General features: G+C 73.3%; 20 protein-coding genes. 15 read left to right on the top strand and 5 right to left on the bottom strand.

Features of this window, described 5'->3' with window-relative positions:
* The first annotated feature begins 136 nt into the window (after nucleotides 1-136).
* Nucleotides 137-928 carry an SAM-dependent methyltransferase gene (locus E1284_RS26995; protein WP_243714766.1) on the top strand — a complete coding sequence of 264 codons (792 nt, stop codon included), beginning with the start codon at nucleotides 137-139 and terminating at the stop codon, nucleotides 926-928.
* A gap of 320 nt (nucleotides 929-1,248) precedes the next feature.
* A complete protein-coding gene (locus E1284_RS26990; RefSeq protein WP_131942948.1) occupies nucleotides 1,249-2,871 on the top strand; it encodes an FAD-dependent monooxygenase in 1,623 nt (540 codons plus the stop codon).
* 118 nt (nucleotides 2,872-2,989) lie between these two features.
* Here the strand turns inward: E1284_RS26990 and E1284_RS26985 are convergent, their stop codons facing one another.
* Nucleotides 2,990-3,604 carry a class I SAM-dependent methyltransferase gene (locus E1284_RS26985; RefSeq protein WP_131942947.1) on the bottom strand — a complete coding sequence of 205 codons (615 nt, stop codon included), beginning with the start codon at nucleotides 3,602-3,604 and terminating at the stop codon, nucleotides 2,990-2,992.
* Between the two features lie 295 nt (nucleotides 3,605-3,899).
* Nucleotides 3,900-5,264 (bottom strand): MBL fold metallo-hydrolase, encoded by a 1,365-nt coding sequence (locus tag E1284_RS26980; protein WP_131942946.1) that lies wholly within the window; start codon nucleotides 5,262-5,264, stop codon nucleotides 3,900-3,902.
* A 257-nt stretch (nucleotides 5,265-5,521) separates the two neighbouring features.
* Here E1284_RS26980 and E1284_RS26975 point away from each other — a divergent pair, with 257 nt between their 5' ends.
* Entirely contained in the window at nucleotides 5,522-5,791 is a 270-nt protein-coding gene (locus E1284_RS26975; RefSeq protein ID WP_243714765.1) for a metal-sensitive transcriptional regulator, read from the top strand.
* Nucleotides 5,792-5,883: 92 nt separating this feature from the next.
* On the opposite strand, the gene E1284_RS26970 is transcribed toward E1284_RS26975, so the two are convergent.
* Complete coding sequence (locus tag E1284_RS26970; RefSeq protein WP_131942944.1) at nucleotides 5,884-6,210, bottom strand: histone-like nucleoid-structuring protein Lsr2; 327 nt, start codon at nucleotides 6,208-6,210, stop codon at nucleotides 5,884-5,886.
* Between the two features lie 107 nt (nucleotides 6,211-6,317).
* Here E1284_RS26970 and lexA point away from each other — a divergent pair, with 107 nt between their 5' ends.
* From lexA to mftF, 8 genes are all read left to right on the top strand, one after another.
* Nucleotides 6,318-6,980 (top strand): transcriptional repressor LexA, encoded by a 663-nt coding sequence (gene lexA, locus E1284_RS26965; RefSeq protein WP_131942943.1) that lies wholly within the window; start codon nucleotides 6,318-6,320, stop codon nucleotides 6,978-6,980.
* 37 nt (nucleotides 6,981-7,017) lie between these two features.
* A complete protein-coding gene (gene mftR, locus E1284_RS26960) occupies nucleotides 7,018-7,659 on the top strand; it encodes a mycofactocin system transcriptional regulator (RefSeq protein WP_243714764.1) in 642 nt (213 codons plus the stop codon).
* A 74-nt stretch (nucleotides 7,660-7,733) separates the two neighbouring features.
* Nucleotides 7,734-7,856, top strand: coding sequence for a mycofactocin precursor MftA (mftA, locus tag E1284_RS26955; protein ID WP_243714763.1), 123 nt, complete (start codon nucleotides 7,734-7,736; stop codon nucleotides 7,854-7,856).
* Nucleotides 7,857-7,865: 9 nt separating this feature from the next.
* Entirely contained in the window at nucleotides 7,866-8,141 is a 276-nt protein-coding gene (gene mftB / locus E1284_RS26950) for a mycofactocin biosynthesis chaperone MftB (protein WP_131942942.1), read from the top strand.
* Complete coding sequence (gene mftC / locus E1284_RS26945) at nucleotides 8,138-9,391, top strand: mycofactocin radical SAM maturase (protein ID WP_131942941.1); 1,254 nt, start codon at nucleotides 8,138-8,140, stop codon at nucleotides 9,389-9,391. The genes mftB and mftC overlap by 4 nt, the downstream gene beginning before the upstream one ends.
* Before the next feature lie 44 nt (nucleotides 9,392-9,435).
* The gene (gene mftD, locus E1284_RS26940; protein ID WP_131942940.1) at nucleotides 9,436-10,641 is read left to right on the top strand and encodes a pre-mycofactocin synthase MftD; all 1,206 of its coding nucleotides are present in this window, start codon (nucleotides 9,436-9,438) and stop codon (nucleotides 10,639-10,641) included.
* 1 nt (nucleotide 10,642) lies between these two features.
* Entirely contained in the window at nucleotides 10,643-11,383 is a 741-nt protein-coding gene (mftE, locus tag E1284_RS26935; RefSeq protein ID WP_131942939.1) for a mycofactocin biosynthesis peptidyl-dipeptidase MftE, read from the top strand.
* Nucleotides 11,380-12,804, top strand: a complete 1,425-nt coding sequence (gene mftF / locus E1284_RS26930) for a mycofactocin biosynthesis glycosyltransferase MftF (RefSeq protein ID WP_131942938.1) — start codon at nucleotides 11,380-11,382, stop codon at nucleotides 12,802-12,804. The genes mftE and mftF overlap by 4 nt, the downstream gene beginning before the upstream one ends.
* A 90-nt stretch (nucleotides 12,805-12,894) precedes the next feature.
* Here mftF and E1284_RS26925 read toward each other — a convergent pair whose 3' ends face one another.
* Complete coding sequence (locus E1284_RS26925; protein WP_131942937.1) at nucleotides 12,895-13,308, bottom strand: OsmC family protein; 414 nt, start codon at nucleotides 13,306-13,308, stop codon at nucleotides 12,895-12,897.
* Nucleotides 13,309-13,439: 131 nt separating this feature from the next.
* Between E1284_RS26925 and E1284_RS26920 the strand changes: the two genes are divergently transcribed.
* Nucleotides 13,440-14,291, top strand: a complete 852-nt coding sequence (locus E1284_RS26920; protein WP_131942936.1) for a DUF72 domain-containing protein — start codon at nucleotides 13,440-13,442, stop codon at nucleotides 14,289-14,291.
* Here E1284_RS26920 and E1284_RS26915 read toward each other — a convergent pair.
* Nucleotides 14,228-15,019: a FadR/GntR family transcriptional regulator gene (locus E1284_RS26915; RefSeq protein ID WP_131942935.1), complete on the bottom strand. Its 792-nt coding sequence runs from the start codon at nucleotides 15,017-15,019 to the stop codon at nucleotides 14,228-14,230. The genes E1284_RS26920 and E1284_RS26915 overlap by 64 nt on opposite strands.
* 136 nt (nucleotides 15,020-15,155) lie before the next feature.
* Between E1284_RS26915 and E1284_RS26910 the strand changes: the two genes are divergently transcribed.
* From E1284_RS26910 to E1284_RS26900, 3 genes are all read left to right on the top strand, one after another.
* Nucleotides 15,156-16,547 (top strand): GntP family permease, encoded by a 1,392-nt coding sequence (locus tag E1284_RS26910; RefSeq protein ID WP_131942934.1) that lies wholly within the window; start codon nucleotides 15,156-15,158, stop codon nucleotides 16,545-16,547.
* 133 nt (nucleotides 16,548-16,680) lie between these two features.
* Nucleotides 16,681-17,301: a CBS domain-containing protein gene (locus E1284_RS26905; RefSeq protein ID WP_131942933.1), complete on the top strand. Its 621-nt coding sequence runs from the start codon at nucleotides 16,681-16,683 to the stop codon at nucleotides 17,299-17,301.
* Complete coding sequence (locus E1284_RS26900; RefSeq protein ID WP_131942932.1) at nucleotides 17,301-18,533, top strand: acetyl-CoA hydrolase/transferase family protein; 1,233 nt, start codon at nucleotides 17,301-17,303, stop codon at nucleotides 18,531-18,533. Before E1284_RS26905 ends, E1284_RS26900 begins: the two co-directional genes overlap by 1 nt.
* Nucleotides 18,534-18,535: the final 2 nt, after the last annotated feature.

Below are 18,535 nucleotides of genomic sequence, written 5' to 3'. Positions count from 1 at the left end.
AGATCGGGTGTGGGGTGGGGGTGGCGGTTACCGTTGGCTCGTCGGGCAAGTGACTACGGGATCGGAGCGCATGGTGGCCGCCGAAGAGCGTGAATCGCCGATCGAGATTCGTGATGACATACCTGCGTCGGCCCGGGTGTACGGATGGGCACTCGGCGGCAAGGACAACTACCAGGTCGACCGCGACTTCGCATTGAAGACCGCGCCCGCCTTTCCCGAGTCGATCGACATCAGCCGGCAGAACCGGCTGTTCTTGTACCGGGCGGTGCGGTATCTGGCCACGGAGGCCGGGATCCGCCAGTTCCTGGACATGGGGTGCGGGCTGCCCACCGACAACAACGTCCACCAGGTTGCCCAGCAGTTCGCGCCTGACGCCCGTGTCGTCTATGTCGACATCGACCCGATCGTGCTCGCGTACGGCCGCGCGCTTCTGGCCGGGGACGGCTCGACCGTTGTCATCAACGCCGACTTCCGCGATCTGGACGCCGTCCTCAACCACTCCGAGGTCAAGCGGCTGATCAATTTCGACGAGCCGCTGGCGGTGCTGTTCCTGTCGGTCGGGCACCACCTGACCGACGCCGACGATCCGCGTGGCATCCTGCACACCGTCATGGACCGGGCCGTGTCCGGCAGCCACCTGGCGTTCTCGCAGGTCGTCTGCTCCGATCCCGACCGTGCCGCCGAACTCGACGCACGTATGAACGGCGCCGGCATCCCCTGGCGGAACCGCACCCGCGAGGAGGTCGGCGCGCTCCTGCTGGACGGGCTGGAGCCGGTCGAGCCCGGGCTGGTCAACCTGCTGCAGTGGCGACCCGATCCTGACCAGCCGCCCCTGCCGCCCGTCCCCGGCGAACTGGCCCAGTTCGCCGGCGCCTCCAGGATGGGACGAGACGTCTGCGAGTACGGCGGCGTCCTGCGAAAGCCGTGACCGGTCCGCGCGCTCGTGCCGGTCGTGGTGCGCGGATGGGCGCAACGGGTCGCGGCCGTCCCACCGACCTGCGTGAATCCGCTGCTCGACGGGGATGTCGCCGCCGCTTTCGGCGGCTGATCCGAAGGCCGGGCCGCGACGCCCGGCCTTCGCCCCTTCTCCCGGTCCGGATGGTTTGCATTTTGCCTCTTGTCCGCTGTACGGACAGGTGTACGATTTGAGCGTCGCGCGACCGGCCGAGTGATGACGTCTGCTCTCAGCGTGAGGGCGGGGCTCGGAACGGGCTCCCGCCCACGCGGCGACGGGAGGGATGGCATCCGATGGCCGATCACGAGGTTCCGGTCCTCATCGCGGGAGGCAGCCTTGTCGGGCTGACCGCCTCGCTCCAGTTGGCGGCGCGCGGAGTCCCGCACATGCTGGTCGAGCAGCACCGGGGTACCGCGATCCACCCCAGGGCGGCCTCGTTCCACCAGGGAACGATGGAGGTGTTCCGCAGCGTCGGCGTGCAGGAGGCCATCGACGCCGCCGCCGAGCGGGAGTTCGTCCAGAACGGCGCGATCATCGCCGTCGAGAGCCTGGGCGGCAGGGAACTGCAGTACTTCTACCGGTCCTACAACGACGGGGTCGAGGGGCTCAGCCCGACCTCGCGGCTGTTCATCACCCAGATCGGCCTGGAGCCCCTGCTGCGCGACCGCGCGCGGGAACTCGGCGCCGAGCACCGGTTCGGGACCGAACTCGTCGGCTTCGAACAGGACGACACCGGCGTCACGTCCGTCATACGGTCACGTGACCGCGATGCGGAGGAGACCGTTCGCTCGGAGTACCTCATCGCGGCCGACGGCGCGCACAGCGACGTCCGGAAGCGGCTGGGCATCGACATGGCCGGACGCGGCGGCTTCGCCGACTGCGTCACCATCTACTTCAAGGCCGACGTCCGGGAGATGCTCGGCGACCGCAACCTCAGCGTGGTGTACGTCAACCATCCCGAGCTGCTGGGGTTCTTCCGGTTCTCGATCACCGCCGATTCCGGGTTCCTCGCCGTCTTCGCGACCATCGCCCCGGACGGATCCCGCGACAGCAACGTCGGGGAGGGCATCAGCACCGCCCGGTGCGCGGACCTCGTGCGCACGGCGCTCGGCGCCGCGCCCGACTTCCCCGTCGAGATCGACAACGTGCAGAGGTGGAGCGCGGCCGCCGCGGCCGCCGCGCGCTTCCGGGACGGGCGCGTCTTCCTCGCCGGGGACGCCGCGCACGTCATGCCGCCGACCGGCGGGTTCGGCGGCAACACCGGGATCGCCGACGCGCACAACCTCGTCTGGAAACTCGCCATGGTGCACAGCGGCGCGGCGGGACCCCGGCTCCTGGACACCTATGACGCGGAACGCAGGCCGATCAGCCGTCTCACCGTCGAGCAGGCGTACACGCGCTACGTCCTCCGGGTGGACTCCTCCCTCCCCAAGAACGACCTGATGGATCCGCTCGATGACGCGTCCATCGAGCTGGGCTTCGTCTACGGGACGGGCGAGGCCGCCGGCTCTTCCGCGGCGACGGAGGAGCCGCCTCTGGAGGACCCGCGGACCCCCACCGGCCGGGCCGGCACCCGGGCACCGCACCTCGCGCTCGAACAGGACGGTGCACCGATCTCCACCCTCGACCTCTTCGGTGAGGGTTTCGTCCTGCTCGCCGGACCGGACGGCCAGGCGTGGTGCGACGCCGCCGCCTCGGTGGCCGCGTCCCAGGAAATCCCGCTGAAGGCCCACACCGTTGCCGCCACCGGCCCGCTCGTCGACAAGGAGGAGCGTTTCACCGAGGTCTACGGGATCGGGGCTCGCGGTGCCGTCATCGTCCGGCCCGACCGCGTCATCGGCTGGCGGACGGCTGACCCCGCCGACGATCCTCGCGGCACGATCGAGGACGTCATGAACCGGCTCCTGTTCCGCTAGCGCCGGGAGACGGGACGGCCCGGACGATCACGTCCCCACTCGGCTCGCCCCGGCCCGCGCATACACGGCGTTGCGTTCGTGCATGCGCAGGCCGGGGCGATCGCTTCGAGGACGCGGGTCACTGACGGCGCGCGAGCAGGAACGCGTCGATGGCCGTGCGCGGCCCCTCATCGGTGGCGACCTCGCGCGTCCTGGTCTCCGACCGCAGGATGCCGAGGCCGCCGCCTTCGATGTCGGCCGCCGCGTCCTGCGCGGTGTACAGCACGGCGGGGTCCTGCGGGCCGCCGACACCGTGCGCCAGGTTGTCGCTGTCGTGGCCCACGACGAGCAGCAGCCCGCCGGGAGCCACCGCGTCGGCGGCGGCACGCAGGGCGGGGCGCCGCACCTCCTCCCCGACCTGCAGATAGGCGACGATCACCAGGTCGTAGGCGCGGCGTGCCGGGGCGTACTCCCGCAGGTCGGCCTCGACCAGCCGGAGCCGGTCGGTGTGGTCGCCGAGCCGCCGCGCGGCGAGCGACCGGGCGCGGGCGAGCCCGACGGCGGAGAAGTCGACCGCGGTGACCGTCCAGCCGCGCTCGGCGAGCCACAGCGCGTTGCGTCCCTCGCCCGCGGCCAGGTCGAGGGCGCGGCCCGCCGGAAGGTCCGCGGCGACCTCCTCGACCCACCGGTTCGGCCCGGCCGACCAGACCAGTTCGCTGCCGGCATACCGGCGGTCCCACCCTGCGCTGTCCACGGCTTCCTCCTCCTGGTTCGGGGCCGGAGAGCGGCCACGTCGGTGAGCGTCGGGAACAGTCTCTCCCGTTGAGTGCGGTCGATCACCGGCGCACGGGCGGGGTCGCACGTGCCGCGCTCCGGGCAGCGGGCAGCCCGTGCCGCTTGGTGCCGTGCCTCAGAAGCGCGGCGCTCACCGCCACGGCGACGGCGCCGAGCGCCGCCCCGCCTGCCGGGGTGCCGAAGAGGGTTGGAGGGCCGGTCCCGGGCCCGGTGCGGGCCGGGTCCGGAACCGGGGACCGGCGGTGGTCGCGAGGTCAGGCGGCGGCAGCGGCGACCGGCAGGCCGGCGCGGACGCCGGCGGCGTAGTCGTCGTCGATGGCGACCACGCGGCGTCCGGCGGCGGCCAGCAGCGAGGCGGCGATGGCGGCGCGGTAGCCGCCCGCGCAGTGCACCCACACCTCGCCGCCCGGCACCTCGTCCAGGCGCCGCGGCAGGTCCTGCAGCGGAATGTGCACGGCGCCGTCGATGTGCGAGGCGTCCCACTCCAGGGCCCGGCGCACGTCCAGAACGACGACCGGGCGGTGGTGCCGGACGGCGGCGAGTTCCTCGAACGACGCTCGCGGGAAGGAGGCGGGGTCCTCCTCGCCCGCCCAGCGCTCCGGGCCGCCGGTGGCCGACGCGGCCGGGCGGTCGATGCCGATGCGGACGAGTTCGCGCTGGGCGGCCGCCACGTCCTCGGACGTCTCCCCCAGCAGCGTCAGCGGCGTGCCCCACGGGACGAGCCAGCCGAGGTAGGTCGCGAAACTGCCGTCCAGCCCGAAGTTGAGCGTGCCCGCCATGTGCCCGGCCGCGAACGCCGTACGGGTCCGCAGGTCGACGACCCACTCCCCCGCCCCGATGCGGCGGCGCAGCTCGGCGGCGTCCGCGCGGCGCGGTTCCGACAGGTCCGGCGCCTGCGGCCCCGCCGTGTTGGCCGGCTCCATGTGGGCGTAGTAGGCCGGCCAGGCGTCCAGCCCGTCCAGCAGGGTCTCGACGTACTCCTCCTCGTCCAGGACGAGGGCCGGGTTGGTGCGCTTCTCCTGCCCGAGCGTCGACGCCTCGGCCTCCGACTGGGTGGCCGAGCAGAAGCTGCCGAACCCGTGGGTGGGGAAGATCTCGGCGTCGTCGGGGAGCTCGCGCGCCAGCCGCCGCGCCGACCCGTACTGGGCGGTCACCAGGTCGTGGGTGTGGTCCGGCCCGAGCAGGTCCGGCCGTCCGGTGGACCCGTACAGCAGCGAGCCGCCGGTGAACACGGCGGGCGCCCGGCCCGGGACGTCGAGGACGTAGGCCAGGTGCGTGAACGTGTGGCCCGGAGTCGCCAGGGCCCGCACGCGCATCCGCGCGCCGACCTCGATCACGTCGCCGTCGGCCACCGCGTCGTGCTCGAAGGCCACCGGATCGGCCGCGTTGACGTGGTAGGCGGCGCCCGTCGCGCGGGCCAGCGCCAGGCCGCCGGTCACATAGTCGTTGTGGATGTGGGTCTCGAAGACGTCGAGGATCACCACGTCCCGCTCCTCGGCCAGGGCGAGCACCCGGTCGATGTCGCGCTGCGGGTCGATCACGAACGCGACCTCGCCGTCGGTGACGAAGTAGCTGCGATCCCCCAGCGCCGGGGTGTCGATCGGAACGATCTCGATCACTGGAATGCCTCTCTCCACTCGTCGGGCGGCGCTCTCGCGCACCCCGTGCACGGGGCGGATCCGCGGCGGGGCCGCCGGCCGCCGGCTCGTGCATACCCCTAGGGGTATATGCGATGCACAGTAGGCGAAGAGGAAGGCGACGCGCAAATACCCCTGGGGGTATACACGACCGCCAGGGGACGCGGAACGAGCCCGCGGCGGGAAGACGCGAACGGGCGAGCGCCTTATACCCTGATGGGTATAGAAGGGGGAACGACGTGAAATTCGAGGCGGACTCGCTGGCCGACGTCCTCGTGCGCCTGCGGCGCGCGCAGGGGCAGCTCGGCGGCGTCATCCAGATGATCGAGAACGAGCGGGACTGCAAGGACGTGATCGCCCAGCTCGCCGCGGTCTCCCGGGCACTGGACCGCGCCGGCTTCAAAATTATCGCCACGGGCCTGGAGCAGTGCGTCCGAGAGGGCACCGACCCCGAGCAGGCCCAACTGGACCGCGCCCAACTGGAGAAGCTCTTCATGAGCCTCGCCTGACCCACACGCGCGGCCCCAGCGCTGTGATGCGCCGTCGACGAGCGAAGGACGATGAGGTCGCGGTCCTCGGGGCAGATGCCGCCCGGGTCAGTTCAGCGGGCGGCCTCGTACTGCTCGATCACCGTGGCGGGGATGCGGCCGCGGTCGTTGATCTTGATGCCGTTGTCCTTCGCCCACTGGCGGATCTCGGCGCTGCGCTCGCGGGCGCCGGCGCCGCGAGCCGCGGGCCGGCCGCCCCGGGCGGCCTTCAGCCGGCGGCCGCTCTCCATGTAGCCGTGCAGCATGCCGCGCAGCTTCCGGGCGTTGTCCTCGCTGAGGTCGATCTCGTACGTCCTGCCGTCGATGGCGAACGAGACCGTCTCGTCGGCCTCGCCGCCGTCGAGGTCGTCGGTCTTGATGATGCGGACCTGCCGTGCCATGTGGGCTCCCCGTCTCGTCGTTCTACCCAGTGACCCCGACCGTAGCCGATTCCGCCGTGCCCCCGAGATCACGTCGGAGCACCGCCGCCACCTCTACACTTCCGTGCGTGACCGCTTACAGTGATCTTGATCCGTTCGGGGACCTGGACGCCTCCGCCCTGCCCCCGCGCCAGCAGCGGATCCTGGCCATGATCCGGGACTGGGTGGTCAGGTACGGCTACGCGCCGAGCACGCGCCAGATCGGGGACGCCGTCGGGCTGCGGTCATCGTCGTCGGTGTCGCGGCACCTGGCGAGCCTGGAGGACAAGGGGTTCCTGCGGCGCGGCACCGCGGTGTCGCGGCCGATCGACACGCGCATGTTCCTGCGGGAGCAGCCGGCGCGGGAGGCATCCGACGGCCCGGTGGCCGTGCCCGTGGTGGGGCACATCGCCGCCGGCACCCCCATCACGGCCGAGGAGCACGTCGACGACACGCTGGCGCTGCCCCGCGAGATCACCGGGCGCGGCACCGTCTTCGGGCTGCGGGTGCGCGGCGACTCGATGATCGACGCCGCGATCTGCGACGGCGACATCGTCGTGGTCCGCCAGCAGCAGGAGGCGCACTCCGGCCAGATCGTCGCCGCCATGATCGACGGCGAGGCCACGGTGAAGGTGTACCGGCGCCGCGACGGCCACGTCCGGCTCGAACCGCGCAACCCCGCCTACGACGTCATCGACGGCGACGAGGCCGCCGTCCTCGGGGTCGTCGTCTCGGTCATCCGCAGCTGCTGACCCCCCGCGCGGCCCGGGGGCGTGGGAAGCTGGTCGGGTGAGCTCGGGAGGCGGGAAGGCCGCCGGACGGCGCGCCATGGGCAGGCCGCGGGTCACCACGCCGGCCGCCCTGGAGCGGCTGGCCTTCGAGTTGTTCGCGCGCAAGGGGTTCGACGAGACCACGGTCGACGACATCGCGGCGGCGGCCGGGATCGGGCGGCGGACGTTCTTCCGGTACTTCGCGTCCAAGAACGGCATCGTCTGGGGCGACTTCGACGGCCGGCTGCGGTGGCTGCGCGACCTGTTCGCCGAGGCCGGTCCGGACGTGCCGGTGATGGACGCGGTGCGCCGGGCCGTCGTGGAGTTCAACCGGTTCGATCCGCGGGAGGTGCCCTGGCACCGGCAGCGCATGCAGTACATCCTCGGGGTGCCGACCCTGCAGGCCGACGCGACGCTGCGCTACGCGTCCTGGCGGGCGGTCGTCACGGAGTTCGTGGCCGCGCGCACCGGCCTGCCCGCGTCGGCGATGGTCCCCCGGCTCGCCGGGCACGTCACCCTGGCCGCCGCCGTCTCGGCCTACGAGCAGTGGCTGGCGGGCGAGGACGAGACGGCGCTGTCCGACCTCCTGGACGAGGCGATCCGGCATGTGGCGGCCGGTCTGGCCCCGGTCCTGGACGGCGTGGCCGCCACCGCGCCCTAGCCGCCCTTCCTTTTGGCACTCGATGCACTTAGTATCCGTGCCAAGGCCGCCGGCCCTGCCCTGAGGAGGACGTCTTGGACACCACCGCTCCCACCGACCAGATCGAGGACGGCACGCGGGACGAGTCCGCGGAAGCCGAACTCGCCGAATCGCTGATCGAGGAGGTCTCGATCGACGGCATGTGCGGCGTCTACTAGACCGCCGGCATGCCCGGGATAGACCTCGACCGCGCCTGGGACCTGCACCCGCAGGTCTCGGTGCGGCCCGAACCGTTCGGCGCGCTGCTCTACCACTTCGGCACCCGCAAGCTGTCGTTCCTGAAGGACCGCCGGCTGCTGGACGTCGTGCGGAACCTTGCGGACGCGCCCACCGCCCGGGACGCCTGCACGCGGGCCGAGGTCCCCGCGTCCGACCTGCCCCGGTACGGCGCCGCGCTCGGCGCCCTCGCCCGCTCGGCCATGCTCGTGGAAAGGACGCCATGACCGCGGATGCCTCGACGGCGGAGAGCAGGGGGACCCGGCCCGGGGCGCGGCTGGTCGACCTGTTCGAGTACGGGCTCGACTCGCCGATCTGCCTGACCTGGGAACTGACCTACGCCTGCAACCTGTCCTGCGCGCACTGCCTGTCCAGCTCGGGGCGGCGCGACCCGCGCGAGCTGTCCACGGCCGAGGCCAAGGCCGTCATCGACGAACTGGAGGCCATGCAGGTCTTCTACGTCAACATCGGCGGCGGTGAGCCGACCGTCCGGCCCGACTTCTGGGAGCTGCTGGACTACGCCACCGCCCACCACGTGGGCGTGAAGTTCTCCACCAACGGGGTGCGCATCACCCCGGAGGCGGCGCGGCGGCTGGCCGCCAACGACTACGTCGACGTGCAGATCTCGCTGGACGGGGCGACCGCCGAGGTCAACGACGCGGTCCGCGGCGCCGGCTCCTACGACACCGCCGTGCGCGCGATGCGCAACCTCGCCGACGCGGGGATGAAGAACTTCAAGCTGTCGGTGGTCTGCACCCGGCACAACATCCCGCAGATGGACGAGTTCAAGGCGATCGCCGACGCCTACGGCGCGCAGCTGCGGCTGACGCGGCTGCGTCCGTCCGGCCGGGGCGCCGACGTGTGGGACGAGCTGCACCCCACGCAGGCGCAGCAGCGGGAGCTGTACGACTGGCTCGTCGCGCACGGCGAGGACGTGCTGACCGGCGACTCCTTCTTCCACCTGTCGGCCTACGGGCAGGCGCTGCCGGGGCTGAACCTGTGCGGTGCCGGACGGGTGGTGTGCCTGATCGACCCGGTCGGGGACGTGTACGCCTGCCCGTTCGCCATCCACGAGGAGTTCCTGGCCGGGAACGTCCGCGACGCCGGCGGGTTCACCGGGGTGTGGCGCGGGTCGCAGCTGTTCCAGGACCTGCGGGAGCCGCAGAACGGCGGCGCGTGCACCTCGTGCGCGTTCTACGACACGTGCAAGGGCGGCTGCATGGCGGCCAAGTTCTTCACCGGCCTGCCCTTGGACGGACCCGACCCCGAATGCGTCCAGGGCCACGGCGAGAAACTGCTCGCCGGACGGCCCGAGGACCGGTCGGGCATCCCCAAGCCGTCCGCCGACCACTCCCACCGCACCGCCCCCCGCCGGACGGGACCGGTGCCGGTGACGCTCACCCGCCGCCCCGACCTGGACCGCCCTCCGGTGAGCGACTGCGCCGAAGACCCCCTCGCGGGCCTGCGGCTCAGCTGACCGGGCGTTCCACCCGCCGCCATCTCTGGCTAGGAGACGACACCATGCCGTTGAAGAACCCTTGGTTCGAGACCGTCGCCGAGGCTCAGCGCCGGGCCAAGAAGCGGCTGCCCTACATGGTGTACGGCGCGCTGGTCGCCGGGTCCGAGCGCGGCCGGACGGTCGACGGGAACACCGCCGCGTTCGCCGAGCTGGGGTTCGCGCCGCACGTCGCCGGCCACCACGCCGACCGGGATCTGGCCACCACGGTGATGGGCGTGGAGACCTCGATGCCGGTGCTGATCTCCCCCACCGGCGTCCAGGCCGTGCACCCGGACGGCGAGGTCGCGGTCGCCCGCGCCGCCGCCGCCCGGGGCGTGGTCATGGGGCTCAGCTCGTTCGCGAGCAAGCCCGTCGAAGAGGTCGCCGAAGCCAACCCGAACGTGTTCTTCCAGATGTACTGGAGCGGGGACCGCGACACCATGGTCCAGCGCATGGACCGCGCCCGGCGGGCCGGGGCGAAGGCGCTCATCGCCACGCTCGACTGGTCGTTCTCCAACGGCCGCGACTGGGGCAGCCCCACCATCCCCGAGAAGATCGATCTGAAGACCGCGGTGAAGATGGCGCCCGGTGTCCTGCCCCACCCCGGCTGGCTGTGGCGGTTCGCCAGGACCGGGCGCATCCCCGACCTCACCACGCCCAACCTCAAGCCGCCGAACGGCCCGGCGCCGACCTTCTTCGGCGCCTACGGCGAATGGATGCAGACCCCGCCGCCCACCTGGGAGGACGTGGCCTGGCTCCGCAAGGAGTGGGGCGGGCCGTTCCTGCTCAAGGGCGTCACCCGGGTCGACGACGCCAAGAAGGCCGTGGACGCGGGCGTCACCGCGCTGTCGGTGTCCAACCACGGCGGCAACAACCTCGACACGACACCCGCCACCATCCGCGTGCTGCCGTCCATCGCCGAGGCGGTGGGCGACCAGATCGAGGTCCTGCTGGACGGCGGTGTCCGGCGCGGCGGCGACGTCGCCAAGGCGCTCGCGCTCGGCGCCCGCGCCGTGCTGATCGGCCGCGCCTACCTGTGGGGCCTGGCCGCCAACGGGCAGGCCGGGGTGGAGAACGTGCTGGACATCATGCGCGGCGGGCTCGACTCCGCCGTGCTCGGCCTCGGCCACTCCTCCGTCCACGAGCTCTGCCGCGACGACCTGTACATTCCGCCCGGTTTCGCGCTGACGCTGGGCGGCGAACCCGGCTCCGGCCGGCCCGCGAGCTGACGTGGCCCGAGACCGTGAGCTGGCGGGAGCGGCCTGGCCGGACGTCGTGGCCGCTCCGCTGGTCCTGGTCCCGGTCGGCTCGACCGAGCAGCACGGACCGCACCTTCCCCTCTCCACCGACACCGTGATCGCCCAGGCCGTCGCCGAGGGCGCGGCCGATGCGCTGCCCGGAGAGCGGGCGCTGGTGGCGCCCGCGATCCCCTACGGCGCCAGCGGCGAGCACGCCGGCTTCCCCGGCACGGTCTCGATCGGCCACGCGGCGCTGGACGCGCTGCTCGTTGAGGCGGTGCGCTCGCTGGCGCTGTGGGCCGCGAGGGTCGTCTTCGTCAACGGCCACGGCGGCAACGTCCCCACCCTCGACGCCGCTGTGGGCCGGATGCGCGCCGAAGGCCACGACACCGCCTGGACCGGGTGCGATGTCCCCGGCGGCGACGCCCACGCCGGATTCACCGAGACCTCGGTCATGCTTCACCTGGCACCGCACCTGGTCCGGTCGTTCGGCGCCGTCACCGGCAACACGCGCCCGCTGGGCGAGCTGATGCCCGACCTGGTCGCCCGGGGCGTCCGCGCCGCTTCGCCGTCCGGCGTGCTCGGCGATCCGGCGGGAGCGTCCGCCGACCGGGGCCGGGAGATCGTGGCGGCCATGGTGGCGTCCATCGCCGGGCGCGTCGAGGCCGGGTGTGTGGACGCCCGCGGGCGTCTGCTGGAGCCCGGCCTCACGTCCCCGGAGCATCGGCCATGAGCGGCCGCCGGCGTTCCTGGCCGCTTCCCGCGGACTTCCCCGTAGCGCTGGACGCGGGCACGTCCCTCTGGGCGGACGGGCTGGTGGCGACCGGCGGCTCCCCCTGGAGGCTGGTGCGGCTCCACGAGGCCGCCCGGCCGCATCTCGCGGCGCTGCGCCGCGCGGGTGACGCAGGTCTGGCCGACCCCTCGCCCACCGGGCGCGCACTGGCCCGCCGGCTCCTCGACTACGGGATGGCCCGGCCGGTCCCGGCCCCGCGCCCCGGCCCGCACGACGTGACGGTCGTGGTCCCGGCCTACGGACGCGCCGGCGAGCTGGAGCGGTGCCTGGCCTCCGTGGCGGGCGTCCCGGTGATCGTCGTGGACGACGGCTCGCCCGACCCGGGACCGCTGCGCCGCGCCGCCGCCGCGCACGGTGCCCGCCTGGTCCGGCACGACCGCAACCGGGGGCCCGCCGCCGCGCGCAACACCGGGCTGCGGCTCGCGGAGACCCCGTTCGTGGCGTTCGTGGACTCCGACTGCCGGCCCGCGTCCGGCTGGCTGGACGTCCTCATGCCGCACTTCGACGACCCGCGGGCCGCGGCCGTCGCACCCCGGATCGTGCCGGGCGCCGGCGACGCCCGGCTGCTGGCCCGCTACGAGGCCGCCCGGTCGTCGCTCGACCTCGGCCTCCGGCCGGCCCTGGTGCGTCCGGGCGGGAAGCTCGGGTTCGTGCCCACCGCGACGCTGCTGGTGCGCGTGGCGGCACTCGACGGATGCGTCTTCGACGAGGAACTGCGGCTCGGCGAGGACGTCGACTTCGTCTGGCGGCTGAGCGATCGCGGGTGGAACGTCCGCTACGAGCCCGCGGCCCAGGTCGCGCACACGCCGCGGCTGCACCCGGTGGCGTGGGCGAGGCGGCGGCACGAGTACGGCACGTCCGCCGCCGACCTCGCCCGCCGCCACCCCGGAAGGCTCGCACCGGCCCGTCCCTCGGTGTGGAACCTCGCCGCCTTCGGACTGCTCGCCCGCGGGCACCCGGTCCCGGCGGCCGCCTGCGCGGGCCTCGCCACCGCACTGCTGGCCAAGCGCCTGTCGGAGCTGCCGACGGGCTGGGACCTCGCCGCGACCATCGTCGCCAAGGGGGCCGCCGCCGACGCCGCCACGCTCGGGCAGATGCTGCGCCGCGAGTGGTGGCCCGTCGGCCTGCTCGCCCTGGCCGCCTCCCCGCGCAGCCGCGCCGCCCGTGCGGCGACGGCCCTCATGGCCGCTCCCATCGCGCTGGAGTGGGTGACGCGGCGCCCCGCCATCGGGCCGGTCCGCTACGCCGCCCTGCGCCTGGCCGAGGACGTCGCCTACGGGTCCGGTGTCACGGCGTCGGCGGCGCGCGCCCGCTCCGCCGCTCCCCTGCTCCCCGACGTCCGGCTCCCCCGGCGGTCGTGATCCGCCCCGCCTGGCACCCGCACGGGATCTCGATCTGATCCGCCCACCGCGTCCCCCGGCGGCGCGGCCCCGCGGCGGCTCCCGCGGATGTCAGGCGGCGCGGGCCTCGCTCGCCAGGTGCACGCCGATGCGCGGCGCGTCGATGATCGAGTTGTGCACGGTGCAGCGGTCGACGGCGGCGACCAGCCCGTCGACCTCCACGGCCGAGAGCCGGGCGGGCGGGCGGACCCGCAGGTCGACGTGCGACACGCGGGTCGGGACGGTCGGGCTCATCGTGTAGCCGGCGGTGATCTCCAGCCCCGTCGCGGGCAGGCCGTGCCTGGACAGGTACCGGCGCGCGTAGTGGGCCGCGCTGGCGGCCAGCGACGCGACGAACAGCTCCAGCGGCGTCGGCCCGACGTCCATCCCGCCCGCCGAGTACGGCTGGTCCACATGGATCACGTGGTCGCGGACGAGCACGGCGAAGGCGTCGTTCTCGCGGTGGACGACCAGAATCTCCCTCACCCGGACCATCTCCCCTGCTCGTGGTGGCGTGTCTCCCAGCCTCCGGCCGCGGCGGCGGGCCGGGGTAGTGCCGAAGGTCCCGGGCACACGGGACGCTCGGCACCGGCGGGAGTTCGGTAGCGTCGGGCGGCATGCGGGTTCATGTGGGGTGCGCGATGTGGGCGCACGCGCGGTGGCAGGGCCGGTTCCTGCCGCCGTCGCTGCCGCCGGGCGAGCGGCTGCGCGCCTACGCGAGCTGGTGCGACGCGGTGGAGGGCAACACCACCTTCTACGCGACGCCGGCGCGGAGCGCGGTGGAGTCGTGGGCGGAGCAGACCGCCCCGGACTTCCGGTTCGTGGTGAAGCTGCCGAAGACGGTCACGCACGAGCGGCGGCTCACCGGGGCCGGCGAGGAGTTGCGGTCGTTCCTGTGGGCGATGGAGCCGCTGGAGTCGCGGACGCACGCGCTCTGGATCCAGCTCCCCGGCTCGTTCGGCCCCGGGGACGTCGGGACGCTGGCCGGGTTCCTGCGCGGGCTGCCGGCCGCGCACCGCTGCGCCGTCGAGGTGCGGCACCGGGCGTTCTTCGAGGACGCGGGATGCGCGCGCGACCTGGAGCGGGTGCTCGGCCGGGCCGGTGCCGAGTGGGTCCCGTTCGACACCACCGCGTTCTTCCAGAGCCCGCCGACCAGCGACGCCGAACGGGACGCGTGGACGAAGAAGCCGCGCGTGCCGCGCCGGTCGGACGCGCTCACCGACCGTCCGATCGTCCGGTACCTCGGGCGCGACGACACCGGGCGCACCGTCGAGGGCTGGCGGTTCTGGGTGGAGAAGGCCGCCGAGTGGGTGCGCGAGGGGCGGTCCCCGACCGTGTTCGTCCACACGCCGGACAACGCGGACGCGCTCGCGCTGGCCCGCCGGTTCCACGACGAGGTGCGGGCTCAGGCGCCGGAGGTGGAGCCGCTCCCCGAGCCGGTGCCGGCGGAGCCGCCGACGCTGTTCTGACCGCCGCTGGTCCGATCGGCGTTCAGCTCACCGCCGTCCAGCATCGCCCGCGTGGCCTCGTCGACGATGTCGCGCATGGCGCGCTCGGCGGCGTCGGCGTCGCCCGCCTGGACGGCCTGCGCCACCTCCGCGTGCCAGCGGATCGCGGCCGGCTCCGGATGGGCGGGCATCAGGTGGTGGTGGGTGCGGCCCGCGAGGACGGCGGCGACCACGCCGCTGAGCGCGGCCATCATCTCGTTGCCGGACGCCTCCAGCAGCGTCCGGTGGAACAGGATGTCGGCGGTGAGGTAGGACTCCAGGTCGCCCGACCGGCCGTGCACCGCCATCTCCATGACCGCGCCGGTCAGCGCGCCGCACTGCGCGGGCGTGGCGCGGCGGGCGGCGAGCGCGGCGGCGACCGGTTCCAGCCCGCGGCGCAGTTCGCCGAGGGAGCGCAGCTGCTCGTCGCGGCCCGCGCCGTCCAGCCGCCAGCCGATGATCTGCGGGTCGAACACGTTCCACCGCGCCCGCTCGGCGACGGTGACGCCGACCCGGCGGCGGCTCGTCACCATGCCCATCGACTCCAGGACGCGGATCGCCTCCCGCACCACCGAGCGGGACACGCCGAACCGCTCCTCCAGCTGCTCGATCCGCAGCACCTCGCCGGCGCCGAGCTCACCGGACGTGATCAGCGCGCCGAGCCGGTCGAGGACGCTGCCATGCAGCCCGGCCTGCGGGTTGTCCACCATGGCCCAATCATCACATGAAGAGCCGTCCTTCTCGCTTAAAAGTATGCTTTTTCGCTTCCGCCCCTTGTAATGAGCAGGTCATAAAGTCACACTCGGGCAGACATCATCTTCGCCACGCTCCCAGGGAGGATGACGAATGCACCCGATCCTGCTGGCGGCGGCGCCGGCGGCGTCGAGCGGGCGGCTCGTGCCGGCGGCCCTCGCCGGCATCGCGCTGATCGTCGTACTGATCACCTACTTCAAGGTCCACCCGTTCCTGAGCCTCACGCTCGGCGCGCTGCTGGTCGGCGGCATCGCGGGGCTCCCCATGTCCGACACGATCGACGCCTTCGGCAAGGGCTTCGGCGACACCGCGGCCGGCGTCGGCGCGCTCATCGCGCTCGGCGCGATGTTCGGCAAGCTGCTGGCCGACTCCGGCGGCGCCGACCAGATCGTCGACACCATCGTCGGGCGGTCGCGGCGCGCGTTCCTCCCGTGGGCGATGGCCCTCGTCGGCGCGCTGATCGGGCTGCCGATGTTCTTCGAGATCGGCCTCGTCCTGCTGATGCCGGTCATCTTCCTGGTGGCGCGCCGCTCGGGGCTGTCGCTCATCGCGGTCGGCATCCCGGCGCTGGCCGGCCTGTCGGCGATGCACGGGCTCGTCCCGCCGCACCCCGGCCCGCTCGTCGCCATCGACGCGCTCAAGGCCGACCTCGGTCTCACGCTCGGCTTCGGCGTGCTGGTCGCGATCCCGACGATCGCGCTGTCCGGCCCGGTGTTCGCCCGGTACGCGGCCCGCTGGGTGGACGTCATGCCGCCGCACCTCTACATCGACCAGGCCGAAGAGGAGGAGAAGAGCGCCGAGGACGAGATCCTGCGGCACCGCCCGTCCTTCCCCATCACGCTGGCCACCGTCCTGCTGCCCGTGGTGCTGATGCTGGGCAAGGCCATCGCCGACATCACCCTGGACGAGGGCGACGGCGTCCGCACCGTCCTCGACAACCTCGGCACACCGCTGATCGCGCTGCTCATCGCGGTCGTCGTCGGCATGTTCACGTTCGGCCTCGGCGCCGGCATGAACCGGCGGTCGATCTCGGCGTCGCTGACCGAGTCGCTGCCGCCCATCGCCGGGATCCTGCTGATCGTGGCGGCCGGCGGCGGCTTCAAGCAGACGCTGATCGCGACCGGGATCGGCGAGCTGGTCGCCGACTGGGTCAAGGACAGCGGCTTCTCGGTGCTGTTCCTCGCCTGGCTGGTCGCCGTCCTGATCCGGCTGGCCACCGGCTCGGCGACCGTCGCGACCGTCACCGCCGCCGGCATCCTCGCCCCGCTGACGGGCTCGCTCGACAGCGGCGAGACGTCGCTGCTCGTGCTCGCGATCGGCGCCGGCTCGCTGTTCTTCTCGCACGTCAACGACGCGGGCTTCTGGCTGGTGAAGGAGTACTTCGGGCTCGGTGTCGGGCAGACTGTCAAGTCGTGGTCGCTGATGGAGACCGTCGTCTCGGTGTGCGGGCTGGTCTTCGTCCTGCTGCTGAGCACCGTCGTCTAGCCCGGCCGGGGCCCGGGATCGGGACGTTCGGCCCTGGGCCCCGGCCGGCACATCGGACGATCATGGACGGGCAGGGTCGGGACCGTCCCGCCCGGGTAGGTGAACGGCGTCCTCGCCGGAAGGAGAAGAGGCCATGCTGGTCCGGGAGGCGATGACCTCGCCCGTCGTCACGATCCCGCCGTCCGCCACGATCCGCCAGGCGATCCGCGTCCTGCACGAGCACGCGATCACCGCCCTTCCCGTCGTGGACGGCGCCGGGCGGCTCGTCGGCATCGTCAGCGAGATGGACCTCCTGCGCGGCGTGTTCGAACGGGACCCGCGCGCCTTCGCCCGGCCGGTCGCCACGACCGAGGCGCCCGCGCCTCGCCTGGTGGAGGAGGTCATGACCCGCGACGTGGAGACCGCGCGGCCCACCACGGACGTCGCGACGCTCGCCGACACGATGATGCGGACGCGGATCAAGAGCGTCCCGGTGGTGGCGGACTCCGGCCTCGCCGGCATCGTCAGCCGCCGCGACCTCATCGCGATCCTCGCCCGCGGCGACGCCCGCATCCGCGACGACGTGCTCGCCGCGATCGACGAGTACGGGCCGGACGGGCGGCACTGGGACGTGTCCGTCCGCGACGGCGCCGTCGAACTGAGCGGCGGCGGCGCGGACGAGCCCGCCCGCCGGATCGCCGACATCCTCGCCCGCACCGTACCCGGCGTCACCCGCGTGTCGATCCGGGAGACCACCACCCGGGGGCATGCCTGATGCGCGTCATCTCCGAATCCCACCTCGGCGCCGTCCTCGCGGGCCTGCCGGGACGGCCGCGCGTGGTCGCGGGCGGCAACTTCGCCGCCCCGCGCGGGGCCCTCGCCGTCCTGGACGAGGCCGCCGCCGAGTACCGGCTGTTCATGCTGAACGCGCAGGGCGACCTGCCGGAGCGCGACGGCGTGGACCTGGAGAGCCCGTTCGTCGGCGCCGGCATGCGGGGCAAGGCGAACCTGCGATACTTCCCGTCGCGGCTGTCGCTCGTCCCGAACCTGCTGAAGGGGCCGCTGCCGCCCGACGTCGTGATCGTCCAGACGTCCACGCCGCGCGACGGCACCGTGTCCCTCGGCATCGAGGTCAACATCCTGCCGGCCGCCGTGGAGGCGGTGCGGGCCCGCGGCGGGATCGTCATCGCCCAGCTCAACCCGCGGATGCCGCACACCTTCGGGGACGCCGTCATGACGGTCGACGAGATCGACTACGCGATCGAGTCGGACGAGCCCCTCGCCAGCCCGGTGCCGCGTCCGCCGGGCGACGTCGCCCGCGAGATCGGCGGCCGGGTGGCGGCGCTCGTCCCCGAGCGGGGGACGCTGCAGCTCGGCATCGGCGCCGTCCCGGACGCGGTGCTCGCGTCCCTGCTCGACCGCCGCGGCCTCGGGATCTGGTCGGAGATGTTCAGCGACGGCGTCCTCGCGCTGGAGAAGGCCGGGGCGCTCGACCCCGGCACGCCGATCACCGCCTCGTTCGCGTTCGGCGGCGAGGAGCTCTACGACTGGGCCGACCGCAACGAGCGCGTCCGGATGCTGCGCACCGAGAAGACCAACGACCCGAGCCTGATCGCGCGGCGGCCCCGGCTCGTATCGGTGAACTCGGCGCTCCAGGTCGACCTGTACGCGCAGGCCAACGCCAACCGGGTGCGCGGGGTGATCTACTCGGGGTTCGGCGGGCAGACCGACTTCGTGGTGGGCGCGCTGCACTCCCCCGGCGGCCTGGCGGTCATCGCGCTCCCGTCCTGGCATCCGAAGGCGGACGTGTCCACGGTCATCCCGCGGCTGTCGGGGCCGGTCACCTCGTTCCAGCACAGCTTCATCGTGAGCGAGCAGGGCACGGCCACGATCTGGGGCCGGGACGCGGTGTCGCAGGCCCAGCAGATCGTGGACCGGGTGGCGCACCCGGCCGCACGCGACGCACTACGCGAAGAGGGCCGCGAACTGGGCTTCCCCCTCCACTGACC

Source organism: Actinomadura bangladeshensis, assembly GCF_004348335.1.
Classification (GTDB): domain Bacteria; phylum Actinomycetota; class Actinomycetes; order Streptosporangiales; family Streptosporangiaceae; genus Spirillospora; species Spirillospora bangladeshensis.
This window is presented reverse-complemented; position numbering and strand designations above follow the sequence as displayed.